Source organism: Enterobacter cloacae complex sp. 370H10, assembly GCF_050031535.1.
GTDB lineage: Bacteria > Pseudomonadota > Gammaproteobacteria > Enterobacterales > Enterobacteriaceae > Enterobacter > Enterobacter intestinihominis.
The window spans coordinates 3,184,301-3,204,552 of record NZ_JBLGWG010000001.1 but is presented as its reverse complement, the minus strand read 5'-3'; the positions used below and the strand labels follow the sequence as shown (position 1 = coordinate 3,204,552).

The following is a 20,252-nucleotide window of genomic DNA, read 5'->3' as shown; positions in this document are numbered from 1 at the left end:
TTTGCGAGTAACAGAGAGAGGCGGAGTTTACGCCGCCTGTCATTAAATAAACAGAGGGCAAAATCAAGATTGCCACAATAAATCAAAATAGCATTTCAGTTTAACGCTGTTTCGCTGAAGCGTGCTGAACCTGTTTGCTGAACATCAGCAAAAACCTCCCTATTGAAGAAGAAATGTGCTGCACTTCTAAATTCTGCAACAAGAAATGTAACTTTTCTTGCAACCTTTTGTAGAAAAGACAAGACTTCTTGAAACGTTTCAGCGCTATCTTGCATGTCCTGTAGAAGCAGGTTAGCGCATATTTTCTCAGTTAAGCTGAAACGATTCAATTTCAGCAGGAGAGGAGAATCATGTTCCAGTTATCTGTTCAGGATATCCACCCGGGCGAACAGGCCGGGAATAAAGAAGAGGCTATTCGCCAGGTCGCCGCTGCGCTCGTGCAGGCTGGCAACGTGGCGGACGGCTACGTCAACGGCATGCTGGCGCGTGAACAGCAGACCTCCACCTTCCTCGGTAACGGTATTGCAATTCCGCACGGCACCACGGACACCCGCGATCAGGTGCTGAAAACCGGCGTGCAGGTTTACCAGTTCCCGCAGGGCGTGCTCTGGGGCGAGGGGCAGGTGGCTTACGTGGCGATCGGTATCGCGGCAAGCGGTGACGAACACCTGGGCCTGCTGCGTCAGCTGACGCACGTGCTGAGCGATGATGCCGTCGCGGAACAGCTTAAATCCGCCACCACTGCTGAAGAGCTGCGTGCCCTGCTGATGGGCGAAAAACAGAGCGAAGCGCTGAAGCTGGATAATGAAACCCTGATGCTGGACGTCGTTGCGTCCGATCTGGTGACGCTCCAGGCGCTGAACGCGGCTCGCCTGAAAGAGGTGGGGGCGGCTGATACCGCCTTTGTGACCCGCACCATCAATGATAAGCCTTTAAACCTGGGTCAGGGCATCTGGCTGAACGACAGTGCTGAAGGCAACCTGCGCAGTGCTATCGCGGTCAGCCGTGCTGCGGTTGCCTTTGAGACAGACGGCGAACGCGCCGCGATGCTGGTAACCGTTGCCATGGCTGACGATCAGCCGGTATCCGTCCTGAAGCGCCTTGGCGATCTGCTGCTGAACAATAAAGCTGAAAAACTGCTGAACGCAGACGCGGCGACGGTGCTGGCCCTGCTGACCAGCGACGATGCGCTGACGGACGACCTGCTGAGCGCGGAGTACGTGGTGCGTAACGAACACGGCCTGCATGCCCGTCCGGGCACCATGCTGGTGAATACCATTAAACAATTTGAAAGTGAGATCACCGTGACCAATCTGGACGGTTCGGGTAAACCAGCCAACGGGCGCAGCCTGATGAAAGTTGTCGCGCTGGGTGTGAAGAAAGGCCATCGTCTGCGTTTTACCGCGCAGGGTGCTGATGCTGAACAGGCGCTGAAAGCGATTGGCGACGCCATCGCGGCCGGTCTGGGGGAGGGCGCATAATGAGCAGACGTGTTGCGACCATTACGCTGAACCCGGCTTACGATCTGGTGGGCTTCTGCCCGGAAATTGAGCGTGGCGAAGTTAACCTGGTGCGAACCACCGGCCTGCATGCCGCAGGGAAAGGGATTAACGTGGCGAAGGTGCTGAAAGATCTCGGTATCGACGTTACCGTTGGCGGCTTCCTTGGCAAAGACAACCAGGACGGTTTTCAGCAGTTGTTCAGTGAACTGGGCATCGCCAACCGTTTTCAGGTTGTGCAGGGCCGTACCCGTATTAACGTTAAGCTGACCGAGAAAGACGGTGAAGTGACCGATCTGAACTTCTCCGGCTTCGAAGTGACCCCGGCTGACTGGGAGCGCTTCGTTGCCGATTCCCTGAGCTGGCTGGGCCAGTTTGACATGGTGTGCGTCAGCGGTAGCCTGCCGTCCGGCGTCAGCCCGGAAGCGTTCACCGACTGGATGACGCGCCTGCGCAGCCAGTGCCCGTGCATTATTTTTGACAGCAGCCGCGACGCGCTGGTCGCCGGTCTGAAAGCCTCGCCATGGCTGGTTAAGCCTAACCGCCGTGAACTGGAAATCTGGGCGGGCCGTAAGCTGCCAGAATTAAAGGATGTGATTGACGCTGCCCATGCGCTGCGCGAGCAGGGTATCGCTCATGTGGTGATTTCGCTGGGTGCAGAAGGTGCCCTGTGGGTTAACGCCTCCGGGGAATGGATTGCCAAACCGCCTTCTATGGAAGTGGTCAGCACCGTGGGTGCCGGGGATTCGATGGTTGGCGGCCTGATCTACGGTCTGCTGATGCGCGAATCCAGTGAACATACCCTACGCCTTGCTACCGCCGTTGCGGCCCTGGCCGTGAGCCAGAGCAATGTCGGTATTACCGATCGTACCCAGTTAGCCGCGATGATGGCGCGCGTTGACTTAAAACCTTTTAACTAACAGCAGGAGAGGAATAATGAAAACGCTGCTGATCATTGACTCCGGTCTCGGACAGGCTCGTGCCTATATGGCGAAGACCCTGCTGGGCGCGGCGGCACAAAAAGCGCACCTGGATATCATTGATAACCCGGGTGATGCTGAAATGGCGATTGTTCTGGGCGACAAAATCCCCGCGGACAGCGCCCTGAACGGCAAAAAAGTATGGCTGGGCGATATTAACCGCGCGGTGGCACACCCTGAACTGTTTCTGAGCGAAGCAAAAGGTCATGCGACGGTTTACAGCGCACCCGTTGAGGCCGCGCCGGTCGCAACCGCTGGGCCGAAACGCATTGTTGCGGTAACGGCCTGCCCGACAGGTGTGGCTCACACCTTTATGGCGGCTGAAGCCATTGAAACCGAAGCGAAAAAACGCGGCTGGTGGGTGAAGGTTGAAACTCGTGGCTCTGTTGGCGCGGGTAATGCCATCACGCCGGAAGAGGTGGCCGAAGCCGATCTGGTGATCGTGGCGGCCGATATCGAAGTGGATCTGGCGAAGTTTGCCGGTAAGCCGATGTACCGCACCTCAACCGGCCTGGCGCTGAAGAAAACTGCGCAGGAGTTTGATAAAGCGCTGGCGGAAGCCAAACCTTATCAGGCGACCGGTGCGGCTAAAACGCCTGGCGAAGGTAAGAAAGAGTCTGCGGGTGCCTATCGTCACCTGTTAACCGGGGTTTCCTACATGCTGCCGATGGTGGTGGCGGGCGGCCTGTGTATTGCGCTCTCCTTTGCCTTTGGTATCGAAGCCTTTAAAGAGCAGGGCACGCTGGCGGCAGCCTTGATGCAGATTGGTGGCGGCTCCGCGTTTGCGCTGATGGTGCCGGTGCTGGCGGGCTTTATCGCCTTCTCCATCGCTGACCGTCCGGGTCTGACGCCGGGTCTTATCGGCGGTATGCTGGCCGTGAGCACTGGTTCTGGCTTTATCGGCGGTATTATTGCCGGTTTCCTTGCCGGTTACGTGGCGAAGCTCATCAGCTCTAAGCTGAAGCTGCCGCAGAGTATGGAGGCGCTGAAACCTATCCTGATCATCCCGCTGATTTCCAGCCTGGTGGTCGGTCTGGCGATGATTTACCTGATTGGTAAGCCGGTCGCGGGCATTCTGGAAGGTCTGACCCACTGGCTGCAAACCATGGGGACGGCGAACGCGGTGCTGTTGGGCGCAATCCTCGGCGGTATGATGTGTACCGACATGGGCGGTCCGGTAAACAAAGCGGCATACGCGTTCGGCGTTGGCCTGCTGAGTACCCAGACCTATGCGCCTATGGCGGCGATCATGGCGGCAGGTATGGTGCCTCCGCTGGCACTTGGCCTGGCGACAATCATTGCCCGTCGTAAGTTCGATAAAGCGCAGCAGGAAGGCGGCAAAGCGGCGCTGGTGCTGGGTCTGTGCTTCATTACCGAAGGCGCAATCCCGTTTGCGGCGCGCGATCCAATGCGTGTTCTGCCATGCTGTATCGTCGGCGGTGCGGTAACGGGAGCTATCTCCATGGCGGTAGGTGCGAAACTGATGGCACCGCACGGCGGTCTGTTCGTCCTGCTGATCCCTGGCGCCATCACGCCGGTGCTGGGCTACCTGCTGGCGATTGTTGCCGGTACGCTGGTGGCGGGTCTGTCTTACGCGGTGCTGAAGCGTCCGGAAGCGGAAGTGGTCGCAAAAGCAGCCTAAAAGAGGTGTCGGGTGGCGGCTTCGCCTTACCCGACCTACAAAAAAGCCGGGTCGCGTTAAGCGCCCGGCTTTTTTTATGCCGCCTGTTCAGCGGTCTGCTGTGCCTTCAGCCAGGCAATCTCTTCTGCCCAGATATCCGGATTGATGGTTTCCAGCACCATTGGAATGCCGTCGAAGCGGGCATCCTGCATGATAAAGCGGAACGCATCGTGGCCGATATTACCTTCGCCCAGGCTGTGGTGACGGTCTACGCGGCTGCCGAACGCGCTTTTCGCATCGTTTAAGTGCATACCGCGAAGATATTTAAAACCAACAATACGCTCGAACTCTTCGAAGGTATTTTTCGTGGCCTCGGTTGTGCGCAGGTCATACCCGGCGGCAAACGCGTGGCAGGTATCAATGCACACGCCCACGCGGGATTTGTCTTCCACGCCGTCGATGATCGCCGCCAGATGCTCAAACCTGAAGCCGAGGTTGCTGCCCTGACCGGCGGTATTCTCAATCACCGCCGTCACGCCCTGGGTTTTATCCAGCGTCATGTTGATGGACTCGGCGATGCGCGCCAGACAGGCGTCTTCGTCGATTTGCATCAGATGGCTACCGGGATGGAAGTTCAGCAGCGTCAGCCCCAGCTGTTCGCAGCGCTGAACCTCATCCAGGAATGCCTCGCGGGATTTACCCAGCGCCTCAGCAACCGGGTGGCCGAGGTTAATCAGGTAGCTGTCGTGCGGGAGGATCTGCCCAGGCCCATAGCGGTATTTCTCGCAGGCGGCTTTGAAGTCATCAATCACTTCCGCGGTGAGGGGAGCTGCGCGCCACTGGCGCTGGTTTTTGGTGAACAGGGCGAAAGCGGTCGCCTCGATTTCGGCGGCGCGAATGGCGGCATTCGCAAGGCCACCGGCAGCGCTGACGTGCGCTCCAACATATTTCATAAAAAGACTCCTGTTAACCCGAAATGCCTATGATAGCGGGTTAACAGGAGAAGGACGAGATGGTTTATGCCAACAGGCTGTGTACCGCAAGGTTAATCGCACCGCCGCCAACAATCAGCCAGATGAACAGCACCAGTGCCATCAGCAGCGGTTTCGCCCCGGCTTTTTTCAGCGCGCTGACGTGCGTGGTGACGCCCAGCGCCGCCATCGCCATCGCCAGCAGGACCGTATCCAGCGTGACCAGCATATCCACCATCGCTTTTGGCAGCAGGTGGAAAGAGTTGAAGATAGCGACCACGATGAACAGGATCGCAAACCACGGAATGGTGATTTTGCTTTTCTCGCTGCCGCCTGCAGGAGCCAGCTGTTTAACCCGCGCCGCGAGGAAAATCAGGAACGGGGCCAGCATCATCACGCGCAGCATTTTGGCGATGACCGCCGCGTTTTCCGCTTCCGGGTTAATGGCGTGACCTGCCGCCACCACCTGCGCCACTTCGTGCATGGTTGAGCCGATATAAATGCCGTAGGTTTCCGGGCTAAACCAGTGCGCCACCAGCGGATACATGGCTGGATACAGGAAGATCGCCAGCGTACCGAAGATAACTACCGTCGCGACGGCAACCGTGACTTTACTGGCTTCGGCTTTGACTACCGGCTCTGTTGCCAGTACAGCCGCTGCGCCGCAGATGCTGCTACCCGCACCGATCAGCCAGCTGGTCTGTTTGTCCAGTCCAAAGATCTTCTGGCCGATAAAGCACGCCAGTAAAAAGGTGCTCGAAAGGGTCAGGACGTCGATGGCAATCCCGCTGAAACCCACATCCGCAATTTGCGAAAAGGTGAGACGGAAGCCATAAAGGATGATCCCGAGACGTAATAAATGCTGCTTGGCGAAAATCACGCCGCCGTCGCAGGATTTCCAGATGTGCGGGTAAACGGTGTTCCCGACCACCATGCCGAGCAGAATGGCCAGCGTCAGGGCGCTGAACCCTGCACCGGCAACAGCCGGTATACTGCCACCCCATAAGGCCACGCCGGTAACCACGGCGCTGAGCGCGAGACCCGGCACGAAGTGCCACACTGTACGATGATGTTGTAAGGTGATTTCTGACATAACCTTCTCCTTTGTCTGGCTAAAGGTTACGGCGCTCTGGCTTAAAAATAAAATTGATTATATATTTATAATCAATCTTTATAAGTGGTAAGCAACCATGCACATTACATTGCGTCAGCTGGAAGTATTTGCCGAGGTGCTGAAAAGCGGCTCGACAACCCAGGCGTCACAAATGCTGGCGCTCTCGCAGTCCGCCGTTAGCGCGGCCTTGACCGATCTTGAAGGGCAACTGGGCGTCCAGCTTTTCGACAGGGTAGGAAAGCGACTGGTGGTGAACGAACATGGCCGCCTGCTGTATCCGCGTGCCCTGGCCTTGCTGGAGCAGGCAACGGAGATCGAACAGCTGTTCCGCGAGGACAACGGCGCTATTCGCGTCTACGCCAGCAGCACGATCGGTAACTACATCCTGCCGGAAGTGATCGCCCGCTACCGCCGGGATTTTCCGACCCTGCCGCTGGAGATGAGCGTCGGCAACAGCCAGGACGTGATTAACGCGGTGATTGATTTCCGCGTGGACATCGGTCTTATCGAAGGGCCGTGCCACAACGTCGATATCATTGCGGAGCCCTGGCTTGAGGATGAGCTGGTGGTGTTTGCTTCCCCGGCCTCTTCTTTACTCCAGGGCGAGGTTACGCTGGAGCGTCTGGCGCAGGCGCAGTGGATCCTGCGAGAGCAGGGCTCCGGCACGCGTGAGATTGTCGATTATCTACTGCTGTCCCATCTGCCGCAGTTCCAGCTAGGGATGGAGTTAGGTAACTCCGAGGCCATTAAGCATGCCGTACGTCATGGCCTGGGCATTAGCTGTCTTTCCCGACGGGTGATCGCCGAACAGCTGGAAACCGGCTCTCTGGTTGAGATCCCCGTTCCGCTGCCGAAGCTGGTGCGCACGCTGTGGTGCATCCACCATCGTCAGAAACACCTTTCCAGCTCGCTCCAGCGTTTTCTGCGCTATTGCGAGATGTAAAAGCGCCCCTCACCCTGGCCCTCTCCCCAAAGGGGAGAGGGAAAAATTATGCTTTACTTATAATCCTGGCCGAGTCATGAAGCTCTCTTATAACTGAGCATTTCTGCCGGAAGCAACGCAGATCGTCTGCTACAATCGCGCCTCATTTATTGAATGGACAGCATTTTCACATGGTTTCAGAAACTAAAACCACAGAAGCGCCCGCGCTACGTCGCGCACTTAAGGCGCGTCACCTGACGATGATCGCCATTGGCGGCTCCATCGGTACGGGTCTTTTCGTTGCCTCTGGCGCAACAATTTCGGCAGCCGGCCCGGGTGGGGCATTATTCTCTTATATCCTGATTGGCCTGATGGTCTACTTCCTGATGACCAGCCTGGGCGAACTGGCGGCATACATGCCGGTGTCTGGTTCGTTTTCGACCTACGGACAAAAATACGTTGAGGAAGGCTTCGGCTTCGCGCTGGGCTGGAACTACTGGTACAACTGGGCGGTGACCATCGCCGTTGACCTCGTCGCCGCACAGCTGGTGATGACCTGGTGGTTCCCGGACACGCCCGGCTGGATCTGGAGCGCCCTGTTCCTGGCGGTCATCTTCCTGCTGAACTACATCTCCGTGCGCGGTTTCGGCGAAGCGGAATACTGGTTCTCTTTGATTAAAGTGGCAACCGTCATCATCTTTATCGTCGTCGGTGTGGCGATGATCGTTGGTATTTTCAAAGGGGCCGAACCGGCGGGCTGGAGTAACTGGACAATAGGCGATGCGCCGTTTGCCGGGGGCTTCTCGGCGATGATTGGCGTGGCGATGATTGTCGGCTTCTCCTTCCAGGGCACCGAACTGATTGGCATTGCGGCCGGTGAATCCGAAAACCCGGAGAAGACCATCCCGCGCGCGGTGCGTCAGGTGTTCTGGCGTATCCTGCTGTTCTATGTGTTCGCGATCCTGATTATCAGCCTGATCATTCCGTATACCGACCCAAGCCTGCTGCGTAACGATGTGAAAGACATCAGCGTCAGCCCGTTCACCCTGGTCTTCCAGCACGCGGGTCTGCTCTCTGCGGCGGCGGTGATGAACGCGGTGATCCTGACGGCGGTACTGTCTGCGGGTAACTCCGGGATGTACGCCTCTACCCGCATGCTCTACACCCTGGCCTGCGACGGTAAAGCGCCGCGTATTTTCTCGAAACTGTCTCGCGGTGGCGTGCCACGCAACGCGCTGTATGCGACCACGGTGATTGCGGGTCTCTGTTTCCTGACCTCCATGTTCGGCAACCAGACGGTCTACCTGTGGCTGCTTAACACCTCTGGTATGACGGGCTTCATTGCCTGGCTGGGCATTGCCATCAGCCACTACCGTTTCCGTCGCGGGTACGTCAAGCAGGGTCATGATCTGAATAACCTGCCGTACCGGTCAGGGTTCTTCCCGCTGGGGCCGATCTTCGCCTTCGTTCTGTGCCTGATCATTACCCTGGGCCAAAACTATGAGGCCTTCCTTGCGGACACCATTGACTGGGGCGCCGTCACGGCCACCTATATTGGCATTCCGCTGTTCCTGATCATCTGGTTTGGCTACAAACTGACGAAAGGAACGCGCTTCGTTCGCTACAGTGAAATGGATTTCCCGGAACGATTTAAACAATAACCGCACTTCCTCTCTTTTAGCCCGCTCAATCGAGCGGGCTTTTTTATGGGCAGATCAGAAGCTGTAAGTCATGCCAACGGTATAGCGACGGCCATCCAGCACGGTGTCATACGTATCGTAGTCAATCTGCTTATCGAGCATGTTATATACACCGGCAGTAACCAGCAGGTTTTTGTTGGCGTTGTAGCGCATACCGACATCCACCTGAGTGTAGGACGGTGTGCCCTGAGACATAGACGTGCGGCTCAGGTACTCAGACGTTTTACCGCGCAGGTTCAGACGGCTCCAGAAGCCGACGTCGGGCGTCGCCTGCCAGTCCAGGGTGGTGTTGAACATGTGTTTTGGCATTTTGTTCAGTGGCTTGCCGGAGAACTGGCCGCTCTTCTGCTCGGATTCCGTATAGGTGTAGTTTGCAGTCCAGTTCACATCGCGCGTGATTTTCCAGCCGAAGGAGGACTCCACACCGCGCATATTGGCTTTGTCCACGTTGACGCGATCGCTGACGAAATCATAGCTATGATCGCCAATCGTACAGGCGGGATCGGCGCTGCTGTTACAGCGGCGAACTTCCGTAATTTTATCCTTGAAGTCGGTATTAAACAGCGTCACACCGGCATTAAGGTTATCGTTGTTATCCCAGAGCAGGGCGAGCTCTTCGCTCAGGCTCTTCTCGGGTTTCAGATCCGGGTTGCCGACGATGATACCGTCAAGACGGCCGCCACCTGTCACCTGGCCCCAGCTGGCAGACGACTGACGCAGATCCGGCGCACGATAGCCAGCAGAAACCCCGCCTTTCAACGTCCACTGATCGGCCAGGTGCCATACGCCGTAACCGCGCGGCGTCCAGTTCGTCCCGTAGTTTTGGTCTTTATCCATACGCAGGCCGCCGGTCAACGTAAAGCTTTCCGTCATTGACCATTCATCTTCGGCAAACAGGGCCCAGCTCCAGCGCGTCAGTTTGTTCAGGCCGTCAGCAGCTTCCAGTTGATTGCCGTTGTCGCGCAATTTCTCATAACGGTACTGTCCGCCGAGGGTCAACGTATGATCGCCGAGGAAGATCTGGTTCTGGTTGTTAAAGGTGGTGTTGTAGGAACGCATTTTGCGACCTGGATTATTGGTCTCTTCCTGCTGGATATAGCTGGTGGTATTGAAGTCGTCGTAATAACCACTGTGGGTTAACGAGTAGGTCGTGTGCTCATAGCGCGAGTCGCTTTTGGTATTTGGCGTACAGGTTGTTCCCCGGCAGGTTTCAGCTGCTTTCGACATCCCCGGGGTGCTGTTTCTGTCCTGAAGCTCGCGAGCAAAGTCGAGATCAAAATCGTTCTTCTCGTCCGGCGTGAAGTTCAGCGTAATGCCACCGTTACGCATTTTCTGCTCGTTATAGCCGTTCACGATTTTATCTTCTGCGCGGCGTGACAACAGCCCCGTCACTTTTGCACCCAGCAGCCCGTCAATCAGGGGACCAGAGGCGTAGGCGTTGGTCTGGAAGATATCGCCGGAGTCATGATTTTCCTGGAAGGTTGCATCGCCATGCAACGAACCGGTCCAGGCTTTGGTGTTCGAGACTTTTTTGGTAATGACGTTAATGACGCCACCCATAGCATCGGAGCCGTAAAGCGAGGACATCGGGCCGCGGATGACCTCGATGCGCTCAATGGACTCCAGCGGCGGCAGCCAGCCTTGTTCAATACCCGAGTTGTCGCTGTTTGGGCGGGTGCTTCGCGTACTGACGCGTTTGCCGTTCACCAGGAACAGGGTGTACTGAGAGGCCATGCCGCGAATACTGATATCACTGCTACTTCCACCGCCGGTGACGACGACGCCCGGGACATCTCTCAGGGCATCGGTAACATCACGGTAGGCTTTATCTTCAATCTGCTGTTTTGAAATCACAGAGATGGAGGCGGGGGCATTCTGGATCTTTTGTTCAAAACCCGTCGCGGTAACGACAACGGTATCCTGATCGGCTGCGTGAACGAAGGGGGAACATGTGGCAGCGCCAATGGCGACGGCCAGGAGCTTAATGCGTGGTATTGTCATTTGTACATTCCGTATAAAAATGAAAAAAACTCCATCGGGATAACCCTGAGAACTGTATGTTTTTGTCTTGTAAGAACTCTTTGAGATGGAGAAGAGCCTGGAATTGTACAAAAGAATGTAGAATTGTAAACACAAATGATAATTGAAATCATTTGTGTTTGAGTGAGGGCGACGGAAAACAGGCTGGATTCAAGCGGATAGGATTATGTAAATGAGGGGAAAGGCCCGACAGGCGAGAGGCTGTCGGGCAAACAGCTGTATTTACGCGAACAAATGTGTCGCATGGAAGCGAAGATGATCTTCAATAAAGGACGCCATGAAGTAATAGCTGTGATCGTATCCCGGCTGTATGCGCAGCGTCAGCGGCCAGTCCTTCTGGCGTGCGGCTTCCGCCAGCACCGCAGGCTGTAACTGCCCGGCGAGGAACTGATCGGCATCACCCTGATCCACCAGCATCGGGATAGCGTCTTCTGGCTGGCTTGCCAGCAACAGCGCACAGCTGTCCCATTCCTGCCATTTCTCTGCATCCTCACCCAGATAGTGCGTGAAGGCTTTTTGCCCCCACGGCACCTGCGTTGGGTTCACAATCGGCGCAAATGCGGACACGCTGGTGTATTTCCCCGGATTTTTCAGCGCCATTATCAGCGCCCCGTGGCCACCCATCGAATGTCCGCTTATCGCGCAGCGCTCGCTGACCGCGAACTGAGAGTGCACCAGGGCAGGCAGTTCATCGCGAATGTAGTCATACATGCGGTAATGGCTCGCCCAGGGTTGTTCCGTGGCGTTGAGATAGAACCCGGCGCCTTTACCCAAATCGTATCCGGCATCGTCGGCCACGTCATCGCCACGCGGGCTGGTATCTGGCATCACCAGCGCAATGCCCAGTTCGGCAGCAATACGCTGGGCACCCGCTTTGGTGGTGAAGTTTTCGTCGTTGCAGGTCAGGCCTGAAAGCCAGTACAGCACCGGTGGATTGTCCGCAGGGGGCAGGAAAATACTGAACGTCATAGCACAGTTCAGCGTGGTGGAGTCGTGCCGCCAGCGCTGCTGTCGACCTTCAAAACAACGATGCTCTTCGAGCAGTTCCATGCAGGGCTCCTTATCCGAAAGACTATTCATTAAACGCATAATACAGAGTTTTCATTGACCTGTGAGCAACTTTCACTTTCGCAGGACGGCGAGATGTTGCATCATGAATTTACTTTTCTTTAACAATTGGAGCGATCATGGCGCTGCGTATCGCGCTCAGCGGATTTGTGGTTCTGGTCGTGGCGATGGGGATAGGGCGCTTCGCCTTCACGCCTCAGGTGCCGCTGATGATTGCCGCCGGGCAACTCACGCTTACCAGCGCGGGGCTGGTGGCGGCAATGAACTACCTGGGCTATCTGGTGGGGGCATGGGATGCTATGCGCGCTCATCGCTTCGTTGAAACGCGTCTCTGGCTTGGCATCACTGGCGCGGTGGCGCTGACGCTGCTCTCTGCGGCGGCAGATAATGCTGTCGTTCACGGTCTGCTGCGCTTTGTGATCGGCTGCATGAGCGGCTGGTCGATGGTGCTGATTGCCGCCTGGACCAACGAGCGGCTGGGGCAGCTGGGCAAGCCGGGGCTTAGTGCAGCCGTCTTTGCCGGACCCGGGGCCGGCATCGCCCTGAGTGGCCTGCTGGCGGTCTATATTCAGGCGAGATCCCTGTCTGCCGGCGCGGCATGGCAAATCTACGGCGTACTGGCGTTGGTGCTGATTGCGCTGGTGGCGCGCTACCTGCCGCGCGCGGGCCAGCTTCATCGCCCCGGTACCGCGCCTGAGCCGTTGCTGCTGACTGCAGATCTCAGGCGTCTGGTCTGGAGCTACAGCCTGGCAGGGTTCGGCTATATCCTCCCTGCGACCTTCCTGTCGCAAATGGCGGCGGTGCGTTTCCCCGGCAGCCTGTTTGCCCAGTTTGTCTGGCCAATATTTGGCGCCGCCTCGGTGGTGGGGATTGCGATCAGTATTGCCCTGCGGCATACATCAAGCGCTAACCGCAGGCTGGCGATTGTTCTCTGGTTACAGGGGATTGGCGTGCTGGCGGCCTGGCTGCTGCCGGGCATTGGCGGCTTGCTAACGGGTGGGCTGCTGGTGGGCGGCGGGTTCCTCTGCGCCGTGCAGCTCTCTCTGCTGTACGGTCGCGAGCTGGCGCCAGATCATACGCGTTATATGGCGGGACTGCTCACCACCGGGTATGCCATTGGTCAGCTGATTGGTCCGGTCACGTCGGCACTCTCGACCTGGCTCACGCACCGGCTGGAACCTGCGCTGGGGCTGGCGGGGATCGCGCTGTTCGCTGGCGGAGCGTTAGTCTGGAACCGTCAGGCTGAAAGGCAACAGCAATTGCAATAATTATCGACGTGAATACTGGATTATGTGCGTCGCCTCACGCACAATGAGCGCACACTTTTGCCACAACGAGGGCAAAAGACGCCACACCTGCAGGAGAAAAGAATGTCATCACTCAGTAAAGAAGCAGCCCTTGTCCATGAAGCGCTGGTTGCGCGCGGTCTTGAAACGCCACTGCGCCCGCCCGTGCAGGAGCTGGACAATGTTACCCGCAAGAGTCTGATCGCCGGCCATATGACGGAGATCATGCAACTGCTGAATCTCGATCTGAGCGACGACAGCCTGATGGAGACGCCGCACCGCATCGCGAAAATGTACGTCGACGAAATTTTCTCCGGCCTGGATTACGCGAACTTCCCGAAAATCACCGTCATTGAAAACAAGATGAAGGTCGATGAGATGGTGACGGTACGCGATATCACGCTGACCAGCACCTGCGAGCATCACTTTGTGACCATCGATGGTAAAGCGACGGTGGCCTATATTCCAAAAGATACGGTCATTGGCCTGTCCAAGATCAACCGCATCGTGCAGTTCTTTGCCCAGCGTCCTCAGGTGCAGGAGCGTCTGACGCAGCAGATCCTGACCGCACTGCAAACCCTGTTGGGGACTAACAACGTGGCGGTGTCTATCGACGCGGTTCACTACTGCGTGAAAGCGCGTGGCGTGCGTGATGCAACCAGCGCGACTACCACCACCTCGCTGGGCGGCCTGTTCAAATCGAGCCAGAACACCCGCCAGGAGTTTCTGCGCGCCGTGCGCCACCACAACTAATCAGACAGGGCAGGGACCATGGAGCGAAACGTCACGCTCGATTTTGTTCGCGGCGTCGCCATTCTCGGTATCCTGCTGCTGAATATCAGCGCCTTCGGTCTGCCGAAGGCCGCCTATCTGAACCCTGCATGGTATGGCGACATCACGCGCAGCGACGCCTGGACGTGGGCAATCCTTGATCTCTTCGCACAGGTTAAATTTCTGACCCTCTTTGCGCTTCTGTTTGGCGCGGGACTTCAGCTTCTCCTCAAACGCGGTACGCGCTGGATCCAGTCGCGTTTAACGCTGCTGGTTATCCTCGGTTTTATTCACGGGCTGCTTTTCTGGGACGGCGATATTCTGCTCGCGTATGGTCTGGTGGGCCTGATTTGCTGGCGGCTGATCCGCGACGCGCCCGGTGTAAAAAGCCTCTTTAACACTGGCGTGATGCTCTATGTCATGGGACTGACCGTGTTATTGCTGCTTGGCATGATCGCTGATGCTTCCACCAGTCGTTCGTGGATCCCGGATGCGGCCAATCTGCAATATGAGCAGTTCTGGAAGCTGAAAGGCGGCATGGAAGCGATCGGCAACCGGGCCGATATGCTCGGCGATAACCTGCTGGCGCTGGGGGCGCAATACGGCTGGCAGCTGGCGGGGATGATGCTGATGGGCGCAGCCCTGATGCGCACCGGCTGGCTGAAAGGAGAATTTAGCCTGCGACACTATCGTCTCACAGGCGCTGGCCTGGTACTGCTCGGCGTGATGATTAACCTTCCGGCGGTGATCGTACAGTGGCATCTTCAGTGGGATTATCGCTGGTGCGCCTTCCTGTTGCAGGTGCCGCGCGAACTGAGCGCGCCGTTCCAGACCATTGGCTATGCGGCGCTGATCTATGGCTTCTGGCCCCGGCTTTCTCGCCTGTGGATCGTCAGTGCGGTGGCCTGCGTTGGACGGATGGCGTTAAGCAATTACATCCTGCAAACGCTGATATGTACCACGCTTTTCTACCGATTCGGCCTGTTTATGAAATTCGACCGCCTGACGCTGCTGGCGTTTGTTATTCCGGTCTGGATTGTTAACGTGGTGTTTTCAGTTATCTGGCTGCGTTTTTTCCGCCAGGGCCCGCTGGAGTGGGTATGGCGACGGTTAACCGCCCTTGCGTCGGGCGTGTCATTGCGTAATACATCCAGATAACGATCTGGATCACAATCATTAACAAAACGGATGTAAGCGTTTTCATCTGTGTGAGCTTCTTCACGTAGTCTCCTCTCTCTCGCTGCCAGAATAGCCACCTTGCTAAACACAGGGGGTGTCTGTGAGTTGCTGCAATCCTTTTAAGGGTGGTGAATATGATCACCATTCGTGACGTCGCCCGCCAGGCGGGTGTTTCTGTTGCTACTGTCTCCCGCGTGCTGAACAACAGTGCGCTGGTCAGCCCTGAAACGCGTGAAACCGTAATGAAAGCCGTGACCCAGCTGGGGTACCGGCCAAACGCCAATGCTCAGGCGCTGGCGACGCAGGTCAGCGATACCATTGGTGTCGTGGTGATGGACGTGTCGGACGCCTTCTTCGGCGCGCTGGTCAAAGCGGTGGACGTCGTTGCCCAGCAGCACCAGAAATATGTGCTGATTGGCAACAGCTATCACGAGGCTGAAAAAGAGCGTTATGCCATTGAGGTACTGATCCGCCAGCGCTGTAACGCCCTGATTGTGCACTCAAAAGCCCTGAGCGATGAAGAGCTGGCCGGGTTTATGGAGCAGATCCCCGGTATGGTGCTGATCAACCGTATCGTCCCCGGTTATGCGCACCGCTGTGTCGGTCTGGATAACATCAGCGGCGCGATGATGGCGACGCGGATGCTCATCAGCAACGGCCATCAGCGCATTGGTTATCTGGCTTCCAGCCACGGTATTGAAGACGACATGATGCGCCGTGAGGGCTGGCAAAACGCCCTGAAAGAACAGGGCATTGCGCCGCTGGAGAGCTGGGTTGGTACCGGTTCGCCGGACATGCAGGGCGGTGAAGCGGCAATGGTGGAACTGCTGGGGCGTAATCTTCAGCTGACGGCCGTGTTTGCCTATAACGACAGCATGGCGGCAGGTGCGCTTACCGCGCTGAAAGATAATGGCATTGCGGTGCCGCAGCATTTATCGCTGATCGGTTTTGATGATATTCCGATTGCCCGTTACACCGATCCGCAACTGACAACGGTGCGTTACCCCATTGCGTCGATGGCGAAACTGGCGACAGAGCTGGCGTTACAGGGGGCGGCAGGGCTGTTAGATCCTGACGCAACGCATTGTTTTATGCCGACTTTAGTACGCCGCCATTCGGTCGCTATCCGACAAACTGTGGCTCCGATCACTAACTGATAACATCACGTGATGTAACCGTTTTCAATCTGTGAGTAAATTCACAGTATCTTAACAAGCCGCTGTCTATGATGTCAGCGTTTTAGGGGCTGAAACACAATGTAACGGTGATTATTCACTTTTACCGTGACCAGAAAGCCTCAAACAACGAATAAAACGCATTTCTGGAGCGTTACCGAACACGGAAGCTGGACATTTTATAAGTGAACTTCGGCGATCAGTAACGTTTTATTAACATCTGCCCGCCGACCGTTTTTCACAAGAACTACCCTGCATAAAAAAAACCGGAGATACCATGAATAAGAAGGTGTTGACTCTGTCTGCTGTCATGGCAAGCATGCTTTTTGGCGCAGCAGCACACGCAGCGGATACCCGTATTGGCGTGACTATCTATAAATACGACGACAACTTCATGTCCGTTGTGCGTAAAGCAATTGAAAAAGATGCTAAATCAGCGCCAGACGTGCAGCTGCTGATGAATGACTCCCAGAATGACCAGTCCAAACAGAACGATCAGATTGACGTTCTTCTGGCAAAAGGCGTGAAAGCGCTGGCTATTAACCTGGTTGACCCGGCTGCGGCAGGTACGGTGATCGAGAAAGCACGCGGCCAGAACGTGCCGATTGTCTTCTTCAACAAAGAGCCTTCCCGTAAAGCGCTGGACAGCTACGATAAAGCCTATTACGTGGGTACTGACTCCAAAGAGTCCGGGATTATCCAGGGCGATCTGATTGCGAAACACTGGGCGGCGAACCCAAACTGGGATATGAACAAAGATGGTCAGATTCAGTTCGTTCTGCTGAAAGGCGAACCGGGCCATCCGGATGCTGAAGCACGTACCACCTACGTTATTAAAGAGCTGAACGACAAGGGCCTGAAAACCCAGCAGCTGGCGTTAGACACCGCAATGTGGGACACCGCTCAGGCGAAAGATAAGATGGATGCGTGGCTCTCTGGCCCGAACGCCAACAAAATTGAAGTGGTCATCGCCAACAACGATGCAATGGCAATGGGTGCAGTTGAAGCGCTGAAAGCACACAACAAATCCGTCATTCCTGTATTCGGTGTGGATGCCCTGCCAGAAGCGCTGGCGCTGGTGAAATCTGGCGCAATGGCCGGTACCGTGCTGAACGATGCTAACAACCAGGCGAAAGCCACCTTCGATCTGGCGAAAAACCTCGCTGATGGTAAAGGCGCTGCTGACGGCACCAGCTGGAAAATTGAAAACAAAATCGTTCGCGTTCCTTACGTGGGCGTAGACCAGTCCAACCTGGCTGAGTTTATCGGTAAATAAGTTATCTGAATTGTCTTCACTGGGCGCAATTCGTTGCGCCCTTTTATAACGCGATATGCGAGGCCAACAAGGTATAATTATGGTCAGCACAACTACTCAGTCGTCCGGTGAATACTTGTTGGAAATGACCGGTGTTAACAAGTCATTCCCCGGTGTTAAGGCGCTCGATAATGTTAATTTAAAAGTTCGTCCTCACTCTATTCATGCGTTAATGGGTGAAAACGGTGCGGGTAAATCAACATTATTAAAATGCCTTTTTGGGATCTATCAAAAAGATTCTGGCAGCATTCTTTTTCAGGGAAAAGAGATCGACTTCCATTCAGCGAAAGAAGCGCTGGAGAACGGTATCTCGATGGTACACCAGGAATTAAACCTGGTTCTGCAACGTTCAGTTATGGATAATATGTGGTTGGGCCGCTATCCAACCAAAGGTGTCTTTGTCGATCAGGATAAAATGTATCGCGACACCAAAGCCATTTTCGATGAGCTGGATATTGATATTGACCCGCGCGCACGCGTCGGGACATTATCCGTTTCCCAGATGCAGATGATCGAAATTGCCAAAGCGTTCTCCTATGATGCGAAAATCGTGATCATGGATGAACCGACATCGTCATTGACGGAAAAAGAGGTTAACCACCTTTTTACCATCATCCGTAAGCTGAAAGATCGCGGCTGCGGCATTGTCTATATCTCACATAAAATGGAAGAGATCTTCCAGCTGTGCGATGAAATTACCATCCTGCGCGATGGCCAGTGGATTGCCACCCAGCCGCTGGAAGGGCTGGACATGGACAAGATCATCGCCATGATGGTTGGCCGTTCATTGAACCAGCGCTTCCCGGATAAAGAAAACAAGCCGGGCGAAGTGATTCTGGAGGTGCGTAACCTGACCTCACTGCGTCAGCCGTCCATCCGCGATGTCTCTTTCGATTTGCACAAGGGCGAGATCCTTGGTATCGCAGGGCTGGTGGGCGCTAAGCGCACCGATATCGTGGAAACCCTGTTTGGTATCCGTGAGAAAGCCGAAGGCACCATTACCCTGCACGGTAAGAAAATCAACAACCATAATGCCAACGAAGCCATTAATAATGGCTTCGCGCTGGTGACGGAAGAGCGGCGTTCCACCGGTATTTACGCTTATCTTGATATTAACTTTAACTCGTTAATTTCTAATATTCGCAATTACAAAAACAAGGTCGGGTTGCTGGATAATTCCCGCATGAAGAGCGATACCCAATGGGTGATTGACTCCATGCGCGTGAAAACGCCGGGCCACCGCACGCAAATTGGCTCACTCTCGGGAGGGAACCAGCAGAAAGTCATTATTGGTCGCTGGCTATTAACCCAGCCTGAAATACTGATGCTGGATGAACCTACGCGCGGTATCGACGTGGGTGCAAAATTCGAGATTTACCAGCTGATCGCAGAGCTGGCGAAAAAAGATAAAGGGATCATTATTATTTCTTCCGAAATGCCGGAATTGTTAGGGATCACAGACCGTATTCTGGTTATGAGCAATGGTCTCGTTGCCGGTATTGTTGAAACCAAAACGACAACGCAAAACGAAATTTTGCGTCTTGCGTCTTTGCACCTTTAAGATCAGGGGCTCCTCATGAGTGCGTTAAATAAAAAAAGTTTTCTCACTTATCTGAAAGAAGGCGGTATTTACGTTGTTCTTTTAGTCTTGCTGGCGATAATTATTTTCCAGGACCCAACGTTCTTAAGTCTGCTGAACTTAAGTAATATTCTGACCCAGTCTTCCGTACGTATTATCATCGCACTGGGCGTGGCTGGGCTCATCGTTACCCAGGGGACAGACCTTTCGGCAGGGCGCCAGGTGGGTCTGGCGGCGGTTATTGCGGCAACCCTGTTGCAGTCGATGGAAAACGCCAACAAGGTGTTCCCGGAGATGGCGACCATGCCGATTTTCGTGGTGATCCTGATCGTATGCGCCATCGGCGCGGTAATTGGCCTGATTAACGGCATCATCATTGCTTACCTGAACGTGACGCCATTCATCACTACGCTTGGCACGATGATCATCGTTTATGGTATCAACTCCCTGTACTACGATTTCGTCGGCGCGTCTCCAATCTCTGGCTTCGAAAGCGGCTTCTCGACCTTCACGCAGGGGTTTGTTGCGCTGGGCAGCTTCCGTCTCTCCTATATCACCTTCTATGCGCTGATTGCGGTGGCGTTCGTCTGGATCCTGTGGAACAAAACCCGCTTCGGTAAAAACATCTTTGCTATCGGGGGTAACCCGGAAGCGGCGAAAGTCTCCGGCGTCAACGTGGCTCTGAACCTGCTGATGATTTATGCCCTGTCCGGTGTGTTCTACGCCTTCGGCGGGATGCTGGAAGCAGGCCGTATCGGCTCTGCCACCAACAACCTCGGCTTTATGTACGAGCTGGATGCGATTGCGGCCTGCGTGGTCGGCGGCGTCTCCTTCAGCGGCGGCGTGGGTACCGTGCTGGGCGTGGTGACCGGTGTGATCATCTTCACCGTGATCAACTACGGCCTGACCTACATCGGCGTGAACCCGTACTGGCAGTACATCATCAAGGGCGCGATCATTATCTTCGCGGTTGCCCTGGATTCACTGAAGTACGCGCGTAAGAAATAAGTTCTTCAGAATGGAAAGGCCCGC

Annotated in this window: 17 protein-coding genes; 12 read left to right on the top strand and 5 right to left on the bottom strand. The window is 55.6% G+C overall.

The annotated features are described in order from the left end of the window. Window positions 1-95: 95 nt before the first annotated feature. Window positions 96-275 (bottom strand): hypothetical protein, encoded by a 180-nt coding sequence (locus tag ACQG2Q_RS15835; RefSeq protein WP_139152663.1) that lies wholly within the window; start codon window positions 273-275, stop codon window positions 96-98. Window positions 276-350: 75 nt separating this feature from the next. Here ACQG2Q_RS15835 and fruB point away from each other — a divergent pair, with 75 nt between their 5' ends. From fruB to fruA, 3 genes are read left to right on the top strand one after another with little or no spacing between them, the layout of a single operon-like run. Then, window positions 351-1,481, top strand: coding sequence for a fused PTS fructose transporter subunit IIA/HPr protein (gene fruB / locus ACQG2Q_RS15830; protein ID WP_022648705.1), 1,131 nt, complete (start codon window positions 351-353; stop codon window positions 1,479-1,481). After that, entirely contained in the window at window positions 1,481-2,419 is a 939-nt protein-coding gene (gene fruK / locus ACQG2Q_RS15825) for a 1-phosphofructokinase (protein ID WP_006811313.1), read from the top strand. Before fruB ends, fruK begins: the two co-directional genes overlap by 1 nt. Window positions 2,420-2,435: 16 nt before the next feature. Further along, window positions 2,436-4,121 carry a PTS fructose transporter subunit IIBC gene (gene fruA, locus ACQG2Q_RS15820; RefSeq protein ID WP_022648704.1) on the top strand — a complete coding sequence of 562 codons (1,686 nt, stop codon included), beginning with the start codon at window positions 2,436-2,438 and terminating at the stop codon, window positions 4,119-4,121. Window positions 4,122-4,195: 74 nt separating this feature from the next. Here the strand turns inward: fruA and nfo are convergent, their stop codons facing one another. Then, window positions 4,196-5,053, bottom strand: coding sequence for a deoxyribonuclease IV (gene nfo, locus ACQG2Q_RS15815; RefSeq protein ID WP_063849711.1), 858 nt, complete (start codon window positions 5,051-5,053; stop codon window positions 4,196-4,198). A gap of 64 nt (window positions 5,054-5,117) precedes the next feature. After that, complete coding sequence (locus ACQG2Q_RS15810) at window positions 5,118-6,164, bottom strand: YeiH family protein (RefSeq protein ID WP_063849710.1); 1,047 nt, start codon at window positions 6,162-6,164, stop codon at window positions 5,118-5,120. A 97-nt stretch (window positions 6,165-6,261) separates the two neighbouring features. Between ACQG2Q_RS15810 and yieE the strand changes: the two genes are divergently transcribed. Continuing rightward, window positions 6,262-7,128: a DNA-binding transcriptional regulator YeiE gene (yieE, locus tag ACQG2Q_RS15805; protein ID WP_003859337.1), complete on the top strand. Its 867-nt coding sequence runs from the start codon at window positions 6,262-6,264 to the stop codon at window positions 7,126-7,128. Between the two features lie 170 nt (window positions 7,129-7,298). Beyond that, the gene (locus ACQG2Q_RS15800; RefSeq protein ID WP_022648700.1) at window positions 7,299-8,768 is read left to right on the top strand and encodes an amino acid permease; all 1,470 of its coding nucleotides are present in this window, start codon (window positions 7,299-7,301) and stop codon (window positions 8,766-8,768) included. A 54-nt stretch (window positions 8,769-8,822) separates the two neighbouring features. Here ACQG2Q_RS15800 and ACQG2Q_RS15795 read toward each other — a convergent pair whose 3' ends face one another. Together ACQG2Q_RS15795 and fghA are read right to left on the bottom strand one after the other, a co-directional pair. Continuing rightward, a complete protein-coding gene (locus ACQG2Q_RS15795) occupies window positions 8,823-10,808 on the bottom strand; it encodes a ligand-gated channel protein (protein ID WP_032623906.1) in 1,986 nt (661 codons plus the stop codon). Between the two features lie 261 nt (window positions 10,809-11,069). Continuing rightward, a complete protein-coding gene (fghA, locus tag ACQG2Q_RS15790) occupies window positions 11,070-11,897 on the bottom strand; it encodes an S-formylglutathione hydrolase (RefSeq protein WP_038416422.1) in 828 nt (275 codons plus the stop codon). Window positions 11,898-12,034: 137 nt separating this feature from the next. Between fghA and ACQG2Q_RS15785 the strand changes: the two genes are divergently transcribed. The 7 genes from ACQG2Q_RS15785 to mglC all read left to right on the top strand — a co-directional run bounded on the left by ACQG2Q_RS15785 (window position 12,035) and on the right by mglC (window position 20,228). After that, window positions 12,035-13,183: a YbfB/YjiJ family MFS transporter gene (locus ACQG2Q_RS15785; protein WP_038416421.1), complete on the top strand. Its 1,149-nt coding sequence runs from the start codon at window positions 12,035-12,037 to the stop codon at window positions 13,181-13,183. Between the two features lie 102 nt (window positions 13,184-13,285). Then, the gene (folE, locus tag ACQG2Q_RS15780; RefSeq protein WP_017383384.1) at window positions 13,286-13,954 is read left to right on the top strand and encodes a GTP cyclohydrolase I FolE; all 669 of its coding nucleotides are present in this window, start codon (window positions 13,286-13,288) and stop codon (window positions 13,952-13,954) included. Window positions 13,955-13,972: 18 nt separating this feature from the next. Continuing rightward, a complete protein-coding gene (yeiB, locus tag ACQG2Q_RS15775; protein WP_022648696.1) occupies window positions 13,973-15,130 on the top strand; it encodes a DUF418 domain-containing protein YeiB in 1,158 nt (385 codons plus the stop codon). A 155-nt stretch (window positions 15,131-15,285) separates the two neighbouring features. Beyond that, the gene (galS, locus tag ACQG2Q_RS15770) at window positions 15,286-16,308 is read left to right on the top strand and encodes an HTH-type transcriptional regulator GalS (RefSeq protein WP_003859324.1); all 1,023 of its coding nucleotides are present in this window, start codon (window positions 15,286-15,288) and stop codon (window positions 16,306-16,308) included. Window positions 16,309-16,603: 295 nt separating this feature from the next. Further along, window positions 16,604-17,602, top strand: coding sequence for a galactose/glucose ABC transporter substrate-binding protein MglB (gene mglB / locus ACQG2Q_RS15765; RefSeq protein WP_063849708.1), 999 nt, complete (start codon window positions 16,604-16,606; stop codon window positions 17,600-17,602). Window positions 17,603-17,681: 79 nt separating this feature from the next. Continuing rightward, window positions 17,682-19,202, top strand: a complete 1,521-nt coding sequence (mglA, locus tag ACQG2Q_RS15760) for a galactose/methyl galactoside ABC transporter ATP-binding protein MglA (RefSeq protein ID WP_003859320.1) — start codon at window positions 17,682-17,684, stop codon at window positions 19,200-19,202. Between the two features lie 15 nt (window positions 19,203-19,217). Then, complete coding sequence (gene mglC / locus ACQG2Q_RS15755) at window positions 19,218-20,228, top strand: galactose/methyl galactoside ABC transporter permease MglC (protein WP_022648694.1); 1,011 nt, start codon at window positions 19,218-19,220, stop codon at window positions 20,226-20,228. Window positions 20,229-20,252: the final 24 nt, after the last annotated feature.

What these genes read in the sequence shown, in the direction of transcription:
- fruB (WP_022648705.1), top strand. Translation starts at nt 351, where the DNA reads ATGTTCCAGTTATCTGTTCAGGATATCCACCCGGGCGAACAGGCCGGG.
- fghA (WP_038416422.1), bottom strand. Translation starts at nt 11,897, where the DNA reads ATGGAACTGCTCGAAGAGCATCGTTGTTTTGAAGGTCGACAGCAGCGC.
- galS (WP_003859324.1), top strand. Translation starts at nt 15,286, where the DNA reads ATGATCACCATTCGTGACGTCGCCCGCCAGGCGGGTGTTTCTGTTGCT.
- mglA (WP_003859320.1), top strand. Translation starts at nt 17,682, where the DNA reads ATGGTCAGCACAACTACTCAGTCGTCCGGTGAATACTTGTTGGAAATG.
- ACQG2Q_RS15785 (WP_038416421.1), top strand. Translation starts at nt 12,035, where the DNA reads ATGGCGCTGCGTATCGCGCTCAGCGGATTTGTGGTTCTGGTCGTGGCG.
- yieE (WP_003859337.1), top strand. Translation starts at nt 6,262, where the DNA reads ATGCACATTACATTGCGTCAGCTGGAAGTATTTGCCGAGGTGCTGAAA.
- yeiB (WP_022648696.1), top strand. Translation starts at nt 13,973, where the DNA reads ATGGAGCGAAACGTCACGCTCGATTTTGTTCGCGGCGTCGCCATTCTC.
- mglC (WP_022648694.1), top strand. Translation starts at nt 19,218, where the DNA reads ATGAGTGCGTTAAATAAAAAAAGTTTTCTCACTTATCTGAAAGAAGGC.
- fruK (WP_006811313.1), top strand. Translation starts at nt 1,481, where the DNA reads ATGAGCAGACGTGTTGCGACCATTACGCTGAACCCGGCTTACGATCTG.
- ACQG2Q_RS15800 (WP_022648700.1), top strand. Translation starts at nt 7,299, where the DNA reads ATGGTTTCAGAAACTAAAACCACAGAAGCGCCCGCGCTACGTCGCGCA.
- folE (WP_017383384.1), top strand. Translation starts at nt 13,286, where the DNA reads ATGTCATCACTCAGTAAAGAAGCAGCCCTTGTCCATGAAGCGCTGGTT.
- ACQG2Q_RS15795 (WP_032623906.1), bottom strand. Translation starts at nt 10,808, where the DNA reads ATGACAATACCACGCATTAAGCTCCTGGCCGTCGCCATTGGCGCTGCC.
- ACQG2Q_RS15835 (WP_139152663.1), bottom strand. Translation starts at nt 275, where the DNA reads ATGCAAGATAGCGCTGAAACGTTTCAAGAAGTCTTGTCTTTTCTACAA.
- ACQG2Q_RS15810 (WP_063849710.1), bottom strand. Translation starts at nt 6,164, where the DNA reads ATGTCAGAAATCACCTTACAACATCATCGTACAGTGTGGCACTTCGTG.
- nfo (WP_063849711.1), bottom strand. Translation starts at nt 5,053, where the DNA reads ATGAAATATGTTGGAGCGCACGTCAGCGCTGCCGGTGGCCTTGCGAAT.
- mglB (WP_063849708.1), top strand. Translation starts at nt 16,604, where the DNA reads ATGAATAAGAAGGTGTTGACTCTGTCTGCTGTCATGGCAAGCATGCTT.
- fruA (WP_022648704.1), top strand. Translation starts at nt 2,436, where the DNA reads ATGAAAACGCTGCTGATCATTGACTCCGGTCTCGGACAGGCTCGTGCC.